17 protein-coding genes are annotated in these 17689 nt (G+C 61.2%); 12 read left to right on the forward strand and 5 right to left on the reverse strand.

The genetic code is table 11. The features are described 5' to 3' along the window. Positions 1-118 precede the first annotated feature (118 nt). Positions 119-331, reverse strand: coding sequence for a heavy-metal-associated domain-containing protein (locus tag GAL01_RS07210; RefSeq protein ID WP_077802164.1), 213 nt, complete (start codon positions 329-331; stop codon positions 119-121). Positions 332-641: 310 nt separating this feature from the next. On the opposite strand from GAL01_RS07210, the gene GAL01_RS07215 reads away from it, so the two are divergent. The 4 genes from GAL01_RS07215 (at position 642) to GAL01_RS07230 (ending at position 4068) form a co-directional block, all read left to right on the forward strand. After that, entirely contained in the window at positions 642-1034 is a 393-nt protein-coding gene (locus GAL01_RS07215; protein ID WP_062027565.1) for a hypothetical protein, read from the forward strand. Between the two features lie 87 nt (positions 1035-1121). Beyond that, positions 1122-2945 carry a copper resistance system multicopper oxidase gene (locus tag GAL01_RS07220; protein ID WP_062027569.1) on the forward strand — a complete coding sequence of 608 codons (1824 nt, stop codon included), beginning with the start codon at positions 1122-1124 and terminating at the stop codon, positions 2943-2945. Then, on the forward strand, positions 2942-3718 hold the full coding sequence (locus GAL01_RS07225) for a copper resistance protein B (RefSeq protein WP_062027563.1): 777 nt from the start codon (positions 2942-2944) through the stop codon (positions 3716-3718). Before GAL01_RS07220 ends, GAL01_RS07225 begins: the two co-directional genes overlap by 4 nt. A 32-nt stretch (positions 3719-3750) precedes the next feature. Continuing rightward, positions 3751-4068 carry a hypothetical protein gene (locus GAL01_RS07230; protein WP_062027561.1) on the forward strand — a complete coding sequence of 106 codons (318 nt, stop codon included), beginning with the start codon at positions 3751-3753 and terminating at the stop codon, positions 4066-4068. A gap of 14 nt (positions 4069-4082) precedes the next feature. Here GAL01_RS07230 and GAL01_RS07235 read toward each other — a convergent pair whose 3' ends face one another. Further along, entirely contained in the window at positions 4083-4424 is a 342-nt protein-coding gene (locus GAL01_RS07235; protein ID WP_062027560.1) for a metal-sensitive transcriptional regulator, read from the reverse strand. 439 nt (positions 4425-4863) lie between these two features. Between GAL01_RS07235 and GAL01_RS07240 the strand changes: the two genes are divergently transcribed. Genes GAL01_RS07240 through GAL01_RS07250 form a run of 3 tightly spaced genes read left to right on the forward strand, consistent with a single transcriptional unit; the run spans position 4864 to position 7169 of the window. Next, the gene (locus GAL01_RS07240; protein ID WP_082790610.1) at positions 4864-5106 is read left to right on the forward strand and encodes a FeoA family protein; all 243 of its coding nucleotides are present in this window, start codon (positions 4864-4866) and stop codon (positions 5104-5106) included. Positions 5107-5112: 6 nt separating this feature from the next. Next, positions 5113-6981, forward strand: coding sequence for a ferrous iron transporter B (gene feoB / locus GAL01_RS07245; protein WP_062027555.1), 1869 nt, complete (start codon positions 5113-5115; stop codon positions 6979-6981). Then, complete coding sequence (locus GAL01_RS07250; RefSeq protein ID WP_062027553.1) at positions 6981-7169, forward strand: hypothetical protein; 189 nt, start codon at positions 6981-6983, stop codon at positions 7167-7169. Before feoB ends, GAL01_RS07250 begins: the two co-directional genes overlap by 1 nt. 16 nt (positions 7170-7185) lie before the next feature. Here the strand turns inward: GAL01_RS07250 and GAL01_RS07255 are convergent, their stop codons facing one another. Next, a complete protein-coding gene (locus tag GAL01_RS07255; RefSeq protein WP_062027551.1) occupies positions 7186-8784 on the reverse strand; it encodes an alkaline phosphatase D family protein in 1599 nt (532 codons plus the stop codon). Between the two features lie 239 nt (positions 8785-9023). Here GAL01_RS07255 and GAL01_RS07260 point away from each other — a divergent pair, with 239 nt between their 5' ends. The 3 genes from GAL01_RS07260 (at position 9024) to GAL01_RS07270 (ending at position 13211) form a co-directional block, all read left to right on the forward strand. After that, positions 9024-9497 (forward strand): RNA polymerase sigma factor, encoded by a 474-nt coding sequence (locus GAL01_RS07260; RefSeq protein ID WP_062027549.1) that lies wholly within the window; start codon positions 9024-9026, stop codon positions 9495-9497. A 12-nt stretch (positions 9498-9509) separates the two neighbouring features. Next, a complete protein-coding gene (locus GAL01_RS07265) occupies positions 9510-10427 on the forward strand; it encodes a FecR family protein (protein WP_062027547.1) in 918 nt (305 codons plus the stop codon). A 99-nt stretch (positions 10428-10526) separates the two neighbouring features. Continuing rightward, entirely contained in the window at positions 10527-13211 is a 2685-nt protein-coding gene (locus tag GAL01_RS07270) for a TonB-dependent receptor plug domain-containing protein (RefSeq protein WP_062028528.1), read from the forward strand. A gap of 47 nt (positions 13212-13258) precedes the next feature. Here the strand turns inward: GAL01_RS07270 and tmpT are convergent, their stop codons facing one another. Next, positions 13259-14074 carry a thiopurine S-methyltransferase gene (gene tmpT, locus GAL01_RS07275; protein WP_306417708.1) on the reverse strand — a complete coding sequence of 272 codons (816 nt, stop codon included), beginning with the start codon at positions 14072-14074 and terminating at the stop codon, positions 13259-13261. Here tmpT and GAL01_RS07280 point away from each other — a divergent pair. Beyond that, positions 14018-15340: an ATP-dependent DNA helicase gene (locus tag GAL01_RS07280; RefSeq protein WP_062028471.1), complete on the forward strand. Its 1323-nt coding sequence runs from the start codon at positions 14018-14020 to the stop codon at positions 15338-15340. The genes tmpT and GAL01_RS07280 overlap by 57 nt on opposite strands. Here GAL01_RS07280 and panS read toward each other — a convergent pair. Further along, positions 15312-16232: a ketopantoate/pantoate/pantothenate transporter PanS gene (gene panS, locus GAL01_RS07285; protein ID WP_062028530.1), complete on the reverse strand. Its 921-nt coding sequence runs from the start codon at positions 16230-16232 to the stop codon at positions 15312-15314. The two genes, GAL01_RS07280 and panS, sit on opposite strands and share 29 nt — an antisense overlap. A gap of 254 nt (positions 16233-16486) precedes the next feature. Between panS and GAL01_RS07290 the strand changes: the two genes are divergently transcribed. Further along, positions 16487-17683: a GGDEF domain-containing protein gene (locus GAL01_RS07290; RefSeq protein WP_062028473.1), complete on the forward strand. Its 1197-nt coding sequence runs from the start codon at positions 16487-16489 to the stop codon at positions 17681-17683. The last annotated feature ends 6 nt before the right edge of the window (positions 17684-17689 follow it).

Consider the following 17689-nt stretch of genomic DNA (forward strand, 5'->3'; position numbering starts at 1 on the left):
TGTCTGTCCTAAAGAGACATGCCAGCCCCATGCAACAACCCGTTCCACGAAAAGCGCCGTGTCGCGGCCTGAGACTGGCAATGAAACGCTCCTGTTCAGGAGGAGGCGTGCTCCTGCTTCAGGAAACGACGTCAAATCCCGTGTCTTCGACGACGCCCCTGAACGCTGCGGGCGAAACGTGGGCGGGGTCGTAAGAGACCGTCACCTTGCCGCCATCCAGCACGATATCGACGCCCGTTACGCCGTTTACGGCTTCAAGTGCGCGCTGGAGCTTGCCCGAACACCCGTTGCAGGACATGCCCTCGACCGTCATGTGCGCTGTTTCTGTCATGTCACGAAATCCTTGAAAGAGAGAGAAACTCCCCCGGTGACGGGCATATCCACATACGATGCGGGGGTAGGGTTTATATAACTATTCACCATAAAACGATTCTGGCAATATTTCCTATTCCACGATAACAATATGATATATATACCGCACCGGGGTATGCAATTTTCATATTGCCTCCGAAACAGATTCGACAAGATAATTTTTTCAGACACGGAAAAATAATCTTTTCCGATCCCCCGGCAGGGTATAGGGTCAGATCAGATTCGAACGATGAATCGCTCCGTTTCTCCCCCTTCTGTGGTGATTTCTGATGGTCAGGACACATGCCCGGATCTGGATCGGCCTGCTGGCCTGCCTGCTCATGCAGGTCGGGCTGCTGCTCGGCACATCCACCGCGCAGGCCAGATCTGAGGCCCCCCACATGGCCATGGCAATGCACCACATGGCCCATCACCAGAAGCCGGATGCCAAAGACTGCTGCAAAACCTCAGCGTTCCATGCCATCCCCCATCCGCAACAGTCTTCCGAAGGCTGCTGCCACACCCATGCGGTCTCAACCGACCCCATGCTGACAACGGCGTCCATCCACCCGTCCGGCCCGGTCCGTGCGACTTCGCAGGCCTTTGCGTCCGGCCTGCAGGGCCGTTTCAGCGGCACGGACTGGATCCCCGCCTCTCCGCCTCCCAAACCCCGCGCGATCTGACACACGCCTGACCGGCGTGGACCCGTCCTGCTACCCGCAATGGGCATTCAGGGCCTCACCTTCTGTCATTTTCGCGGATTTATCCTCATGACCTTTCCGTCCCGCTTCCGGGACGGCCTGACACGACGGCGTTTCGTGACGGGGATCGGCGCAGGCGGCCTTCTGGCGGCCCTGCCCCGGACCTCACAGGCGCTCTCGTCCAAGGCTGCCCCCTCTGGAGGTTCTCCTCTCAGGGCCTCTTCCGGCATTATACCCCCCCACCCCTCTGAGCGGTGGGATCTGAAGGTCGGCCACACGCGCATTTCGCTTGATGGCAAGACCATGCACGCCCCGACCGTCGGCGGCACGGTGCCCGGTCCGATCCTGCGCTTCAAACAGGGCGATACCGTCAGCATTAACGTGACCAACACGCTGGATGAACCGACCTCGATCCACTGGCACGGCATCCGCACGCCCGCGAACATGGACGGCGTACCGGGGCTGAGCTTCGGCGGCATCGCACCCGGCGAGACCTTCACCTACCGCTTCAAACTCCATCAGAGCGGCACCTACTGGTATCACAGCCATTCCGGGATGCAGGAAGCGATGGGCCTGTATGGTGCGATGGTGATCGACCCGCGCCGACCGGACCCGAACGCCTGCGACCGCGATTACGTCATTTTCCTCGCCGAATGGACGGATGTCATGCCCCATGACATCGTCAGCAACCTCAAGATGCAGGACGACTATTACGTCTTCCGCCAGCGCACGGCCGCATCCTTTCCGAAGGAAGCACGCGAAGCGGGAAGCGCCGGGGCTGCCCTCGCGGACCGTCTGGCCTGGTCAAAAATGCGCATGGCCGCGACCGACATCGCGGACGTCTCAGGCGCGATTTACACCTATACGCTGAACGGCCACGCCCCGGACATGAACTGGAGCGGCCTGTTCAAACCCGGCGAAAAAGTACGTCTACGCTTCATCAACGGCTCGACCATGACGTTTTTCGACATCCGGATCCCGGGGCTCGAAATGCTCGTCGTGCAGGCGGATGGCAACGACATCGAACCCGTCCCCGTGGACGAGTTCCGCATCGGCGTGGCGGAAACCTATGACGTGATCGTCCAGCCCACGGACGAGCGCGCCTATGCCATTTTCGCCCAGAGCGAAGACCGCACCGGCTACGCCCGCGGCACCCTCGCCCCGCGCGAAGACATGATCGCCCCCCTGCCCCCCATGGACCCGCGCCCGGTCCGAACCATGGTCGATATGGGCATGGGGAACATGAAGCCCGGCGAAAGCATGAAGGACATGGACATGTCGGGCGATATATCCGGCATGAAAATGGATGGCGACATGGCCGGAATGGACATGAAAGGCATGGATATGAGCCACATGGCCATGCCGAAGATGGAAGTGGACGATCCCGGCCCGCCACCCATCAATGTCGAAAACCAGATGCGCGCCATGATGCCGATCGACCGCACCGGCAGCCTCGGCGACGGGCTGGAAAACAACGGCCGCCGCGTCCTGAACTATAAGCAACTCCGCGCCACGCGCCCCGGAGCGGATCTGCGACCGCCGACGCGGGAAATCATCCTGCATCTGACCGGCAACATGGACCGCTACATCTGGGGCTTCAACGGCCGGAAATTCTCGGAATCCGGTCCGATCCGCCTCAAACTCGGCGAACGGGTGCGTTTCACGCTCATCAACGACACCATGATGGAACATCCGATCCATCTGCACGGTCTGTGGAGCGAGCTGGAAAACGGTCAGGGCGATTACCGCCCCTACAAGCACACCATCATTTCCCAGCCGGGCTCGAAGCTGAGCTATCTCGTGACGGCCGATACCCCCGGCATGTGGGCATATCACTGCCACCTGATGTATCACATGGATCTGGGCATGTTCCGCACGGTGATCGTGGCATGAAACACGCCCTCTCCCTCGCAGTCCTGTCCGCTCTCGCTGTTTCGGCCGGCACAGCCCGTGCCGCTCAGACGGTCTATCGCGCCGCCGATGCGCCGGAGGCGACCCCGGTCGTCTATATCGGCAACATCAAACCCGCCATGGATCAGGGCACCTGGCTGCACGGCATCTTCAACCAGCTTGAAGGCCGCTATGCGCCCGGCGGCACCGATTTCCGCTGGGATGGCGAAGCCTGGTTCGGCGGTGACTACAACAAGATCTGGCTCAAATCCGAAGGCACGCTCGAAAAGGGTCGCCTGAGCGATGGCGACCACGAACTCCTCTATACGCGCTCCATTTCGTCCTACTGGAACCTTCAGGGCGGCGTGCGGATGGATCTCGATGACGGCCCGACCCGTACCTGGGGCGCGTTCGGCATCGAAGGTCTGGCACTCTACGAGTTCGAGTTCGAGGCCACGGCCTATGTCAGCGACCGCGGACGTTTCGCCGCCCGCGTGGAAGGCTCTTACGATTTCCTGCTGACCAACCGCCTGATCCTTCAGCCGCAGGCTGAATTCAATTTTTACACGAAGTCCGACACGGGACGGCAGGCTGGCGCCGGTCTGTCGGATGTCGATGCCGGCCTGCGCCTGCGATACGAGCTCTGGCGGAAATTCGCGCCCTACGTGGCCGTGACCTACTCCGGATATCTCACCCAGGCCCGCCGGATCGCCCGTGACCAGCACGACGACACCGGCTCCGTCCGCTTCAGCCTCGGCGTCCGAAGCTGGTTCTGATTCCAACATCCCATAAAAGAAAGTCACACATCATGCGCAAAACCCTCCTCGCACTGGGCATCCTTTTCACAACCGTCGCAGCCTACGCCGATCCGTCCATGCCCGGCATGGACATGAGCCATATGGATATGGGCGGCAAAAGCACCATGACCATGTCGTCCCCCAAAACACAGGACCCGATGGCCGGACTGAACATGGATCAGCAAATGGCCCTGTGCGCGCGTCTGGAGACGCTCAGCAAACAGAACAGTCCCCTGACGCCGAAAATGAAGCAGCAGCGCGCCGCCTGTCAGAAAATGGACATGGGCATGACGAGCCAGTCCGCACCGGGCGAAACGCTGGACCGCTGAAGGCGCGGATTTTTTCAGCGCATCATCCGGCGGACGACCTGGAGAAGCTCGTCAATCGCGTCTTCTCCACCGTCTTCCTGCACCGCCCGGCGCACGCAGCCATTGGCGTGGGAGGACAGGATCTGGATGGACACACCATCCAGAGCCGACTTGATGGCGGAAATCTGGGTCAGGATATCCACGCAGTAGCGGTCGTTCTCGATCATGTTGAGAACACCGCCGACCTGCCCCTCAATCCGGCGGACGCGGTTCGTCAGGGCCTTCTTGCGGGGCTGCTCGACACGGCGGCCGTCATCGTCCAGCGGCGCACAGTTCTCGCAGACATCCACTGCATGTTCTTTCTGGGATAGTGCCATTCCTGGATCCGCCCTTTAGTCAGACATCCGAACATCACCCTGCGGGTCCATGTCCGCCCATCCGGGCCCGCCTCCTGAGCGCACCCATAGGGCGTGTGTATGCCCCGCTGCGCCGGGAATTGCCAGTCCGCAGACGCCGATCCGCCTTTTCCCGATCGAAAAAACCGAGTCTCCCGCAGGGAAACGGACGTTCTGTTCTGCCGGAAGAGGCGAATATTCCCTTTTTGTTTGGGATGTTGGTCCGCAACAGCCCCCATCAGCGCGGATTTTCGTAAAATTTATTATAAAATCCGGCAATTTTCTCCAGTCCCGCATAGGACCCCGGACAACGCTTGATGCAAATCATTCTCACTCCCCTTCCCGGACGGGCCGGATGCGCCTATCTAGGACAGAGGCCGGAGCCCGTGAGCTTCCGCCACACCACCGGGGTACGGAACTGATGTTGTATCTGGATACACTGCCCAAGGGCGGACATGCCGTGATCGAAAAGGTCGAACAGCGTGCGCCCCTGGACCCGATCGCCACACGCCTCGGCGAGCTGGGTTTCGTCCCCGGCGAGGCCGTACAGGTTGTCGCGACCGGTCCGATGGGCAGAGATCCGATTGCCGTGCGTCTGGGCTCGTCACGCTTTGCCCTGCGCCGCGGTGAAGCGGCCCGCGTTGGCCTGCGGACCGCTTCCTGACACCCCATGAGTGTAACCGCGTCTCCGCAGACACCCGCCTCCCCTTTGCATATCGCCCTCGTCGGAAATCCGAACTGCGGCAAAACGTCCCTGTTCAACCAGCTGACGGGCAGCCGCCAGAAGGTCGCCAACTATGCGGGCGTCACGGTCGAGCGCAAGGAAGGGTTCTTCACAACACCCCATGGCCGCACCATCCGCGTGCTCGACCTGCCGGGCGCCTACAGCCTTGATTCAACCAGCCCGGACGAAGATGTCACACGCGATGTCTGTCTCGGACGCCATCGGACCGAACCCCGCCCCGAAATGCTGGTGGCCGTCATCTCGGCGACCAATCTGCGTCTGCACCTGCGTTTTCTGCTGGAACTGAAGCAGCTCGGCCTTCCCGTTATTGTCGCACTGAACATGATGGACGAAGCCCGCCGTCACGGACTTCAGATCGACGCAGCCGGATTGCAGGCCGATCTGGACATGCCCATCGTCCCGGTCGTCAGCCTCAATCGTGCGGGCGTGATGCCGCTTCTTCAGGCGCTGGATCTCCCCCTCCCGCCCGCACCCGTACCCCTTCCGGCGGGGCTCGACCCGCATATGGAAGTCCGGCGCCTGCTTGCAACCCATGTCGTCGATCCCGCCGCTGGAACGGACCGCCTGACAGATCGGCTGGACCGCGTATTCCTGCATCCCGTCTGGGGGCCGGTCATCCTTCTTGCCGTCCTGTTCGTCATGTTCCAGACCGTCTTCGCCTGGGCGCAGCCGCTCATGGACGGGCTGGACAGCGGGATCTCCACTTTCGGGCAGATCGTCCTCAAGCCCCTGCCGGATGGCATTCTGCACAGCCTTCTGGCCGATGGCGTTCTGGCGGGTGCGGGCACCGTCATCGTGTTCCTGCCGCAGATCCTCATCCTGTTTTTGTGGATTCTGGCCCTTGAGGAATCCGGCTATCTGCCCCGCGCCGCCTTCCTGCTGGACCGGCTGATGGCGCTGGCCGGGCTGAGCGGACGCTCCTTTATTCCTCTGCTGTCGAGCTTCGCCTGCGCCATTCCCGGCATCATGGCCGCCCGCACGATCCAGAACCCGCGCGACCGTCTGGTCACGATCCTGATCGCGCCGCTCATGACCTGCTCGGCGCGTCTGCCGGTCTATACGCTGCTGATCGGCGCGTTCGTGCCACATCATACGGTGCTCGGAATTTTCGGGCTTCAGGGGCTGGTGCTGTTCGGGCTTTACGCAGTCGCCATCGTCAGCGGCGTGATCGCCGCACGGGTCATGACGCGGGGCGTGAAGTCCGAAGAACATCCGCTGCTGCTCGAACTGCCGTCCTATCGCCGCCCGAACCTCAGGAGCCTCGTGCTCGGACTGTGGCAGCGCGCGGTGATGTTCCTCTCCCGCGTCGGCACGATTATTGTCTCGCTGAACGTGCTGCTCTGGGCGTTGTCGAGCTTCCCGCTTCCGCCCGCAGGCGCTCCGGGTGCCGCGATTGATTACAGTCTGGCGGGCCGGATCGGCCATCTGATGCAATGGGTGTTCGCACCCATTGGCTTCAACTGGCAGATCTGCGTCTCGCTCATCCCCGGCCTCGCCGCGCGTGAAGTGGCGGTCAGTTCGCTGGCCACCGTCTACGCCATCGGGGCCACGGATGACGGCGCGGCCGACAAACTCCTGCCCCTGCTCTCGACGCAATGGAGCATGGCCACTGCGTTTTCACTGCTGGCGTGGTATGTCTATGCCCCGCAATGCATTTCCACGCTGGCTGTCATGCGTCGGGAAACCGGGTCCATCAAAACCGTTCTGTGGGCTGCGGCGTATCTGTTCGGCCTGGCCTATCTGGCCGCGTTCCTGACCTATCACATCACCCGCGCCATTACGGGAGTTCCCTGATGCTTGAACTTGCTATTGCCGTACTGATCGTCTGCGCGGCCGCCATTTACTGGTACGCCCGCCTCTTTCCCGCCCGATGGGGCAAAGTGCGGACGGCCGTCGGCCTCTCCGCCCCGCAACCCACAATCGGCAAGGGCTGCGGCGGCTGCTCGGGCTGTGACCGCGCGGGCAAAGGTGGCTGCCACTAAGGCAGCCCCCCCATTCTCAGGCCTTCTGCAGGCCCGGATTGCCACGCTCAACCGCAAAGCTGGCATAGGTGGACAGCCTGCCCCCCGGCACCATGACCCGATCAATGGTCTTCAGATCGGCATGCCAAACTTCCGGCCCCACATCGCACAGAACGTAACCGCGCTTGTCGGTCGTGGCTTTCAGATGCGGGTTCTCGCTGCGGGCGATGCGGCTGAAATGGTCGTCATCGCCCAGACCATCCGCTCCCGATGAAATGGACGTCGCGAGAAACTCCACCGAAACCGGTTTGCCGCGCCCCGGCTCGATCAGCAGATCTCCGGCGAAGTGCCGATGCGCGTCTCCGGTCACGTTCACCACATTGCCTGGGCAATGCGTGTCGATGAAGTCCAGCAGGCGCTTGCGGCTGTAAAGATAGCCCGACCACTGGTCCATGCTGTAGGTCAGCTCGGAATGGGCGGACTTCCGATGCGCCAGATCCATGACCATGACCTGATGCGCCAGCAGGTTCCATTTCGCATCCGACCGCCCCAGACCATCAAACAGCCACTGCTCCTGTTCCGCGCCCATCATGGTGCGCTCGGGAGACCAGACGTCCTTGCCCTGCGCGGCATTTGTGTCACCATACGCCTGATCGCTGCGGTACTGGCGCGTATCCAACACGAACATGTTCATCAGATCGCCAAAGGTGAAGCTGCGATAGAGCTGCATGTGGCTGCCATCGGGAATGGACATCGCCCGCAGTGGCATGTTCTCGTAATACGCCTGTAGTCCGACCGCCCGGCGCAGACGGAAAATCTCCGGCGGCGTGCCGTCCTGATCCGTATCGCCAGCCCAGTTGTTGTCGATCTCGTGGTCGTCAAAGCTGACAATCCACGATGTCGCCGCATGGGCGGCCTGAAGATCCGGATCCAGCTTGTACTGGGCATAGCGGCGGCGATATTCGTCCAGCGAATAACATTCCGGCCCGACATGACGCCGCAGAACATGCGCCTTGCGCCCGTCGATATCCCGCAGATGATCGCCGCTATCCGCGCCTTCGTAAATATAGTCGCCATAATGGAACACGAAGTCGATCGGCTCATTCGCAATGGCGCGCCAGGCGGTGTAGTAGCCATATTCGTAATGCTGGCAACCTGCGGCTGCAAAGCGCACGCGCGACAGCGGCGCACCCGGCATCGGCAGCGTACGCCCCCGGCCAACCGGGCTCTGATAGCCGGCAATGTGAAAGCGGTACCAGTACGGCCGGTCCGGCTTCAGCCCCGCAACCTCGACATGAACCGAATGGCCAAGCTCCGGATGGGCGAGCGCCTGTCCGCTCTGCACGGGTTTCGAGAACGTTTCGTTCTCGCTGACTTCCCATCCCACCAGAACCGGTTTGAGAGCCTCCATACCGCCTGCCTCTTCCAGCGGGTCGGGTGCAAGGCGTGTCCACAGCACCAGACCGTCCGAAGCCGGATCGCCGGAGGCCACGCCAAGCTGGAACGGAGTGGCCGTGAAAGTCGGATTTTTATCCAGATCCCGCGGGACGGCAGCCCGCAGCGCACGGACGCGCGTCGAGAGGAGGAGACCCGCACCAAGGCCGGTCAGCAGGCTTCTACGTTTCATGAACACCATGCAGCAGTTCTTTCCTACGAAGCCCGGCTCCCTGCGGAACCGGGCTTCCAGAGGTCTTTGGACACACGCCCTCCGCTCTGTGGACACATGAAATGGAGATTTGCCCACTCCCCCAAACGCCATTTCATGAAACTGTCACGAATACGGCCGGTCGAATTCCCTAAACGCTGTTGCGCCGTAGCCCGGAGGGGTCCTTTCAGGGCGTGGTGATTCGGAAACATCCAGAAACGGGAACATGGATGCGCTGTCAGCAGGAATGGTTGCGCCTTTATCGCAGGGTGCGTTCCCGGACCCGTCGGGATGATGCGGACGACCACCTTCAGAACGCTCTCATGAGCTATTTCGAGCGCCCCGAAGGCAGCGTTCAGCATCAGGATGCCTATATCACCCGAAGCGCCGTGAATTCCTCGCTCAACGCGATCCGTCGCGAACGGCAGGGCTGCGTACAGGCGGCAGACGACTTCGAGACGCTCGTCAATGTCGCCGATCCCGCGCCCTCGCAGGAGGATATTTACGAATCAACACAAAGGCTGGCGCATTTTCATGAAGGCTGCGAACAGCTTCCGGACCGAACCCGACAGATCTTCCTGATGAACCGTGTTGAAAAAATGAAGTACAGCCATATTGCGCAATCGCTGACGATCAGTGAAAGCAGCGTTGAAAAACATATCGCAAAGGCGCTGATCTTCCTTTCAACATGGATGGATCACTGAAATACCGATCTGATGGATGTCATCAAACTCCGCGCGGCAGAATGGATTGCACGCCTCCATGCCGAGGACTGCACGCCCCTCGACCATGACATGTTCCGCGACTGGCTGGCGAGCGATCCCCGGAACGGACCGGTTTTCGAACATCTGACGGAACTGTGGGAACTCTCCGGAGGCGCGCGCACGCCCCACGTCGTTGCAAAACCGGCTCAGACCGTCCGGCGCCCCGTGCTCAGCCGGCGTCATGCGCTGGCCGGACTGGTGGCAACGGTCTTTCTGGCCGTTCCCCCGTGGGAGGGCGCACATGCGCGCCGGATCGAGGAGACCGGGATCGGAAGCATCCGCGATGTCCACCTCACGCCCCGGACGGATTGCCGCCTCGACACCCAGACGCGCCTCGTAGTGGGGCCGAACGGACAGCAGGCGCGGCTGTGTCACGGGCAGATCCTGCTCTCGGTTGCAGGGCCGGACCCGTTCCATCTTTCCGCCGATGGCATGACGGTACAGCTTCATGACCAGACTTCCGCCGATATCCGCATCAATCGCGGCAATACGGAAGTCACGGCCATCCGGGGCAAGGTGTTCCTGACCGCCGCAACCCTGCGTGAAACGGGACGCTGGGTGATGCCCGGACAGCGCCTGCGGATGTATCGCAACGGAGGCTGGAACATTGATTACCCCGATCTGGAGACGCTGCTGTCCTGGCAGGGCGGTGAACTGGTCTTCCGCAACCAGCCGCTGGCCGAGGTGATCGAGGAAATTAACCGTTACGCTTCCCGCCAGATCGTCCTGTCCGCGCCGCGTCTGGCGTCGCAGCGTCTGAGCGGCGTGTATCACGTGCGTCAGGGAGATGCGTTTTTGCAGATGCTCCCGCATCTGCTGCCCCTGCGGATCCGCCCGGCCCACAACACGTATGAAATCATCGCTTTGTGACGTTTCGATGAAAACCGCTGCATAACGCTGAGGTTTTTGGTTTTTCATCTGTCTTCCTGTTGAGACCGCTTTCAGGCCCGACGACAGGAAACGAGCCCCATGACCCCGCCCTCCCGTTACCCCCGCCGCACCGTTCTGCTTCTGTCGGCAGGCGCGACCATTCTGACGCACTCGCTGTCCAGCGCTTTCGCCGCACCCGCCGCTCCGGTGCACATCGCGCCGCAGTCCATGGCGCAGGCCCTCGTGACGCTGGGGCATCAGACGGGCCGCAACATCATCTTCACTTCCGATGCCGTGGCCCATCTGCGCGCCCCTGCCGTGGACGGCACGCTGTCGCCCGACGATGCGGTCAGGCGCCTGCTGCGGGGAAGCGGACTGAAGGCCGAGGCCATGCCGGATGGCGGCGTCATCATCCGCAAGGACCCCTCCGCGCGCCCAAAGTCGCAGCGCCTGCGTGAAGCGCAGGCGCATGACATCGAACAGATCGTCGCCACCGGCCACCGCACACGCTCGGTCATGAGTGTCAGCGGCGACGAAATGCAGACGCTCATGCCGGGCCAGAGCCCGATGCAGGCGCTGGATCTGCTGCCGGGTGTCACGTTCACCAACGTCGATCCCTGGGGGAACAACGAACAGAACTCCAGTATCTACGTCCATGGCTTCAACCAGAACCAGCTCGGCTACACGATGGACGGCGTGCCGCTCGGCGCCGGGGCTTACGGCAACTATAACGGCCTGTCCCCGCAGCGCGCAGCGATCAGTGAAGACATCGGATCGACATCCCTGTCGTCAGGCGCCGGTGCGCTGGGCACGACTTCGACCAGCAATCTGGGCGGGACGATCGAATTCACCACGCGCGATCCGAAGCAGAAGGCTGGTGCCACAATCAACCAGACCTTTGGCAGCTATTCCACATTCCGGACATTCGCGCGGGTCGATACGGGCAATTTCGGCAAAGGCAATTCCGCCTATATGGCGTTTGCCCGTCAGGACGCCCGTCCGTGGAACCTCGGCAATGCCAACCGGCAGGGCGGTTATCAGGTGAACGGAAAATTCGTCCATAAAGGCGAAAACACAACCATCACCGCCTATTTCGACTGGCAGAACAAGGCCGAGCCGAACACGCAGGGTTTAACCGCCCCGACCGACCTGTATGCCCGCGGGGCCTTCTTCCCGGATCTGAACGCCGCCATGGCAGGATACCCGGCTGAAAGCTCCACCAAAGCCGGACCGGCAACGCCCAACAACAAATATTATTTCTCCGCCGCACAGCGGACCGATTATCTGACCTATCTGAAAATTTCCCACCGGTTCTCCCCGAACCTGAACTGGGACAACCAGCTTTACTTCCACTACGACGACGGTGCAGGCGTGGTGGCAACCTCCATTCGCACGAACGCGATCCTGACGATCCTCGGCTCCTATCTCGACCCGACCGGCACGAAATACATCAAGAACGGGCAGTTCACCTACAGCGTCGCAGGCATTGATCCGAAGGTCTGGAACGCCACGGGAGGAACGGGTTTCGCCGTCCGCACCACGGAATACAGCGACTATCGCGGCGGTCTGATCAGCACGCTGCATTATCGTCTCGGCCATCACAACATCGAGCTGGGTGGCTGGTATGAGCGCAACAACAACGAACAGGGCCGCTACTGGTATCCGCTGACGCAGAATGACACGCTGACACCCTATACACGCCCGACCAACCCGCTGTTCACGCAGTGGAACAACGCGTTCTACACCAACACCTTCGTCACGCATCTTCAGGACAGCTGGAAGGTGACGTCACGCCTGACGCTGACGGCGGGCTTCAAGTCCGAGATGGTCTATACGAACGGCACCCTCCCGGTGGCCGCCCTGCCGCAGTCCCTCGCCTCTTCGGTGAAGGGAGCGAAAACGATCGTCGATACCAGCACCCACACCGTCGCGGGTGGCACCATTCCGTCTTACAAACCGTTCCTGCCCGCTTTCGGTGCATTGTGGAATGTCACACAGCACGAACAGCTCTTTGCCAATATTCAGGAAAACATGAACTCCTTCGCCGCCACCGGCTACGGCTCGACGTCTCCGTGGGCCGTGTCCGATCAGGCAGATTTCGAGAAGTTCAAGCGCAGCGGCAAGCCGGAAACGTCCTGGACCTATGAAACCGGCCTCCGCACCAGCCACCCGATCAATACGCGCATCCTGACCGGGATCAGCGGACAGCTCGAATATTATCACGTCGATTTCTTCAACCGCCTCGGCACCATTTCACCGCCGGGTCAGGGCATTTCAGGCGTCGGCAATACGGTGGCGAACCTCGGCAGCGTCTCGACAAACGGCATGGACATGTCGTTCACCCTGCGCTTCGGACCGCATTTCTCGATCTATGATGCCGTGTCCTATGTCAGTAGCATCTACGGCAACGACTTCATGGATGGCGCGACGCTCTATGCCACCAAGGACAAGAAGATTCCGGCCATTCCGGCATGGTCCGACAAGTTCGCCGTCAACTACAATCAGGGCGGCTTCAACGCCCAGTTCAGCGGCAGCTATATGGGCGTCCGTCCGGGGACCATCACCAACAGCGTCATGGTGCCACCGCGCGTGCAGCTCGCCTTCAGTTCCAGCTACACGTTCCACCAGATCCCACACATGAACAGTCTCAAGCTCCAGTTCAACGCCAGCAACCTGACGAATGCGCGCTCCTGGTCCACGATCGCCGCCGGCGACGCCAACACCTATACCGGCTACCCCACCGCTCCGCGTATGTTCTTCGGAACAGTGTCCGCAGCCTTCTGAACACAACACACCCCTTCCCCGCTTTCTCCGGGGAAGGGGCACAGGTTTCAGGAACGCGCCGGCAACGGGCTAAACTGCCAGACGCTTTCGGAGGCCGGGCACCGCCCTTTCAGGCCCCCTTCGACCTCCCGGTTTTCCAGACGCCTGATCTCGTAAGCCTCTCCGTAAACTTCGCGCACAAAGGCCTCGTCCACGGAAAACGGCGGTCCCTTCAGGCAGGACTGATCATAGGCCAGCGTCACGAGCAGTTCCGACACGGGGCCAGTCAGCGCCAGAAGATGGGTGACATAAACCCGCCGCAGATCTTCCGGCAGGGCAATCAGCGCGGCACGGTCATAAATGGCCTCCACCGGGCCAAGGACATCCGGCGTCAAATCGAAAATATTACCTGCAAAAATACAGATGCCTCCTGCCGAGAAACGCCGGAGCGCACCAACCTGAACCACATCGGGCGTGACGCCGAGATTATCGAAAAAGCACCCGACCGCGATATCGCTGAGTTCACATCCGATAACCCGATACCCCTGCCCCGCAAGCCAGACCATGTCCTGACTCATGCCGCACAGAGGCACAAAAATCCGCGCTCCGGCAGACAGGTCCAGCGCGGCGATATGGCGGGTCAGAAGCGGATTGGCCCCCGCTTCATGAAAGCCCGTCTCACCGCGTTCCCATTTTTCCTGCCAGAAAACGGCATTCGACGCGACATCCATAAATCCGGCTTTCTCCCTGCTTTTCACGGCTGAGACTGCGCCGCCCTGCACGGGAGAAGCAATGGCATGTGCTGGAAAAATGTGAGAAAAGCCCCCATGGTCATGCTCACCCCCTCCCAGCGGCAGGCGCTCGATGAAATCATTGCCGCCCATGCCGCAGGCCTGCCGACGCATCTGCTGACGGGATATGCGGGCAGCGGCAAAACGACGCTGATGCAGGCCGTCGCCCGGCATTTCATGGGCGAGAAAAAGGTGGTGGTCATCACGGCCCCCACCCACAAGGCCACGGCAGTCCTACGCTCGAAAGTGGACCGGGACGTGGACTGCCGCACCATCCAGAGCCTGCTGAGCCTTCAGCCGTCCTCACAGGGCACGACCACGACGCTCGTGCGCTCCAAGCGGCCGCAGACGATCGCCGATGGCATCGTGATCGTCGATGAATGTTCGATGCTCTCGGCGGAACTGATGAACTGGATCCGCGATCTGCTGCGCTACTGCTTCGTGCTGTTCGTAGGCGACCCGGCACAGCTTCCGCCTGTTGGAGAAGCCGCCTCCCCCTCGTTTTCCGTGCCCTCCCGCTCCCATCTCGACACCGTCGTACGACAGGCGGCAGGCAATCCGATCCTCGAAGCCGCGACCCTCATCCGCCAGAGTCAGGGCAGTGAAGCCGACTGGAGCTGGGTCCGCGATGCCCGTCAGGAACAGACCGGCCTGTTCCTGCCCAAGGATGTGGAAAGCTGGGTCCGCAAGGCCTTCCTGTCCGACGCATTCGACGCCGATAACGACTGGTGCCGCTATCTGTGCTGGACCAATGCACGGGTGCATCAGATCAACCGGATGGTCCGGCTCTGGCGTTATGGCGGCGAAACACCCACCCCCTTCATGCCCGGCGAACGCGTGGTGTCCCGCGCACCGTTTTCCATCCAGCAAGAAGAAAGCGGCCCACGTCAGGCCATCGCCACGAACGAGGAAGTCCTCGTCATGGACATCAAACCCGGCCGTCTGTCCTACAAGTTTGAGCTGTGCAAGGACGTTCCAGCCTGGGTGGCCGATCTGGCGTCATGGGAAGTCACGCTGCTAACGATGGCGGGCGAGGAAATCACTGGCCATATCGTGCAGAACCCGAAAGATCTGGAGGCCGTGGACCGGCGTCTGGTGCAGGAAGCGAAACAGCAGCACCGACGCTGGAGTCACCGTTTCGCCTTCCACAACGCCCTGCTCCAGCTTCAGGCGATCTATGCCATGACGGTCCATACGGCGCAGGGCAGCACGTTCAAAAACGTGTTCGTGGATCTCGGCGACATCGGCCGTCGCGCCCGGCAGAACCCGCTGGAGACGCAGCAGCTCTGCTATGTGGCGGTCACGCGCGCGACGGACATGGTGTTCCTCGTCAACACGGCGGGTCTTTCCGCACAATAGGCCGCGACGCCCAGAGCGACGCCAGAATGGACCCTGAAACATTGTGCCAGACCGAGAAAACCGCGCCCGGAAGTGCGGCCAGCGGGGAAAAGTAAAGACGCCCCAGCGTGGCGGCCAGCCCCGAATTCTGCATCCCGACTTCCAACGCCAGCGTCCGGCAGACACTTTCGTCAAACCCGAGCAAACGGCCGCCCCAGTAGCCCCCCAGAAGCCCGACCCCGTTATGCAGGATGACAGCCAGCAGCATGATGGGACCGGCCTCCTTCAGAGACGGCCCCACACCGGCCACGATCGCTCCGATAATGAGCAGGATCGACATCATGGCCACCAGCGGCAGAGCCGGCTCGACGCGTCGTACCGCCCGATGACAGAAAGTATTGAGAACAACACCAGCCAGAACGGGAAGTGCCACCATCGTCACGATGCTGCGAAACAGCGCCCAGCTATCCACCGCAACGCCCGCCGAGACATAGAACCGCACCAGAAGCGGCGTCGCAACGATCCCGACGAGCGTTGAAAACGCACTGATGCTGACGGAAAGCGCAACATCCCCACGTGACAGATAGATCATGACGTTGGACGCCGTACCACTCGACACGCACCCTACCAGCACCATGCCCGTCATCAGCGCAGGCGACAGTCCCAGCAGATGCGCGATCCCCCACGCCGCAAGCGGCATGACGAGATAGTGCAGCCCCACCCCTGCCAGAACCGGCGCGGGCCTGCGGAGAATTCGCCCGAAATCGGCCGGGGTCAGGGAAACGCCCATCGTGAACATGACGAACGCCAGAAGCGGCGTGATGACGGGAACGAGTGTCAGAAACGGTCCGGGCAGGAGAAGGGCAAGCCCGGACACCACAATGGCCCAGAGCGGAAAAAGACGCGTCATCACTGCAGCCGGACCATCTCGCAGAAACATTCTTCAGGGGGCATTTGATCCATCGCGTCAAAGAGGACAAAAAAAGTTCTTATGCCGGGTGACGGCGATTCCGTCACCCGCCGAGAAGAAAGACCCAGCCCGAAAAATGCCATTAACCTCAAGGTAAGGTCGAGCTGTCTTTATTGTTTTTGTGAGGAATCGAAGTCTGTCCATCAGCATTTTCGGGAGTGGCCTGTGCGGCCTGTTCAATAACCCATGCAGTATCCATGACACCTGATCCGCCCACTCTGCTTGGGTACAGCACGGTTATTTTCCTGCTTCTGGGCATTCATTTCATCCTAACCGAGTTTTCCGGCAGACGATGGTCCCGCATGGCATGGTATGGGGCCCCGTTCTTTCTGGGGGCGGTCTCCGGCCTGTTCTCGACTGTTCACGCCGTTCTGCCAGGGCTGTGGGGATTCCGTCTGAGTGCCCTGTTCATGATCATGGCCTTCGGAGCCGCGTGGCAGGCCATGCGGATCATATTAGGATACCCCCCAAGGGTTTTCCCTGTTCTACTGGCCTGCATCGCCTTTTTTGTCCTTTCTGCTCTGGCCGGTCCGACAGGGCTGTTCCGTGTGCTCAGCACGGCCTTTCGTTTGAGCGCGCTTGCCATACTCCATGTTCTCGGAATCCAAGATCTCCGGCACGCCACCCAGATCAGAACACCCGCACGGCGCAATCTGGAGAAGCTTCTGACCCTCTATGCAGGGTTTTATTTCCTGCTGGTGGCGCTCGTTGTGTGGATACCGGCCCCGCTGGGCGCTGCTCCGGCCACCATCTGGGCGGTTGCGAGTTATAATTTCCTGACCGTCATCGAAGTGGCGCTGTTCGCTCTGGGCATGATCGCCATCCCCTGGGAGCAACTGGCCTTCCAGCAGCAGGAACTGATCCTTCAGGACCCTCTTTCAGGAGGCGGCAACCGCCGGGCCTTTCAGGCATGGCTGGAAAATGACGGAAAAAACTGCGCCCACGAAGCGCTTCTCATGGTCGATATCGACCATTTCAAAAACATCAACGACGTGCATGGCCACGCGATCGGGGATCAGATCATCATCGCCATGGGTCGTGTCTGTAAAGATCTCCTTTACCCCACAACGACACTGTTCCGCATTGGCGGAGACGAATTTGTCGTTGTTTTCCAGTGTGGCAGTGTTGACGAGATGCTCGCCACGGCCCAGCGCCTCCGCAACGCTTTCTCAGCCGAAACGCATGTGATCGGAGAGGAAGGCATCACTGCAACACTCAGCATCGGCGCGGCCCTGTGCCCCGGGACGGGCATCAGCCGGACAGATCTTCTGGCCCGGGCCGATAATGCCCTTTATGCCGCCAAGCAGACAGGCCGAGACCGCGTGGTGCATTTCGCACACGAAGAAAACCCTTCCCCGCCTGACATTTCCGACACGTCCACACCATGCCCCTGACGGTCC

The sequence above is a fragment of the Gluconobacter albidus genome (genome assembly GCF_002723915.1).
In the GTDB taxonomy this organism is placed as follows: Bacteria; Pseudomonadota; Alphaproteobacteria; order Acetobacterales; family Acetobacteraceae; genus Gluconobacter; species Gluconobacter albidus.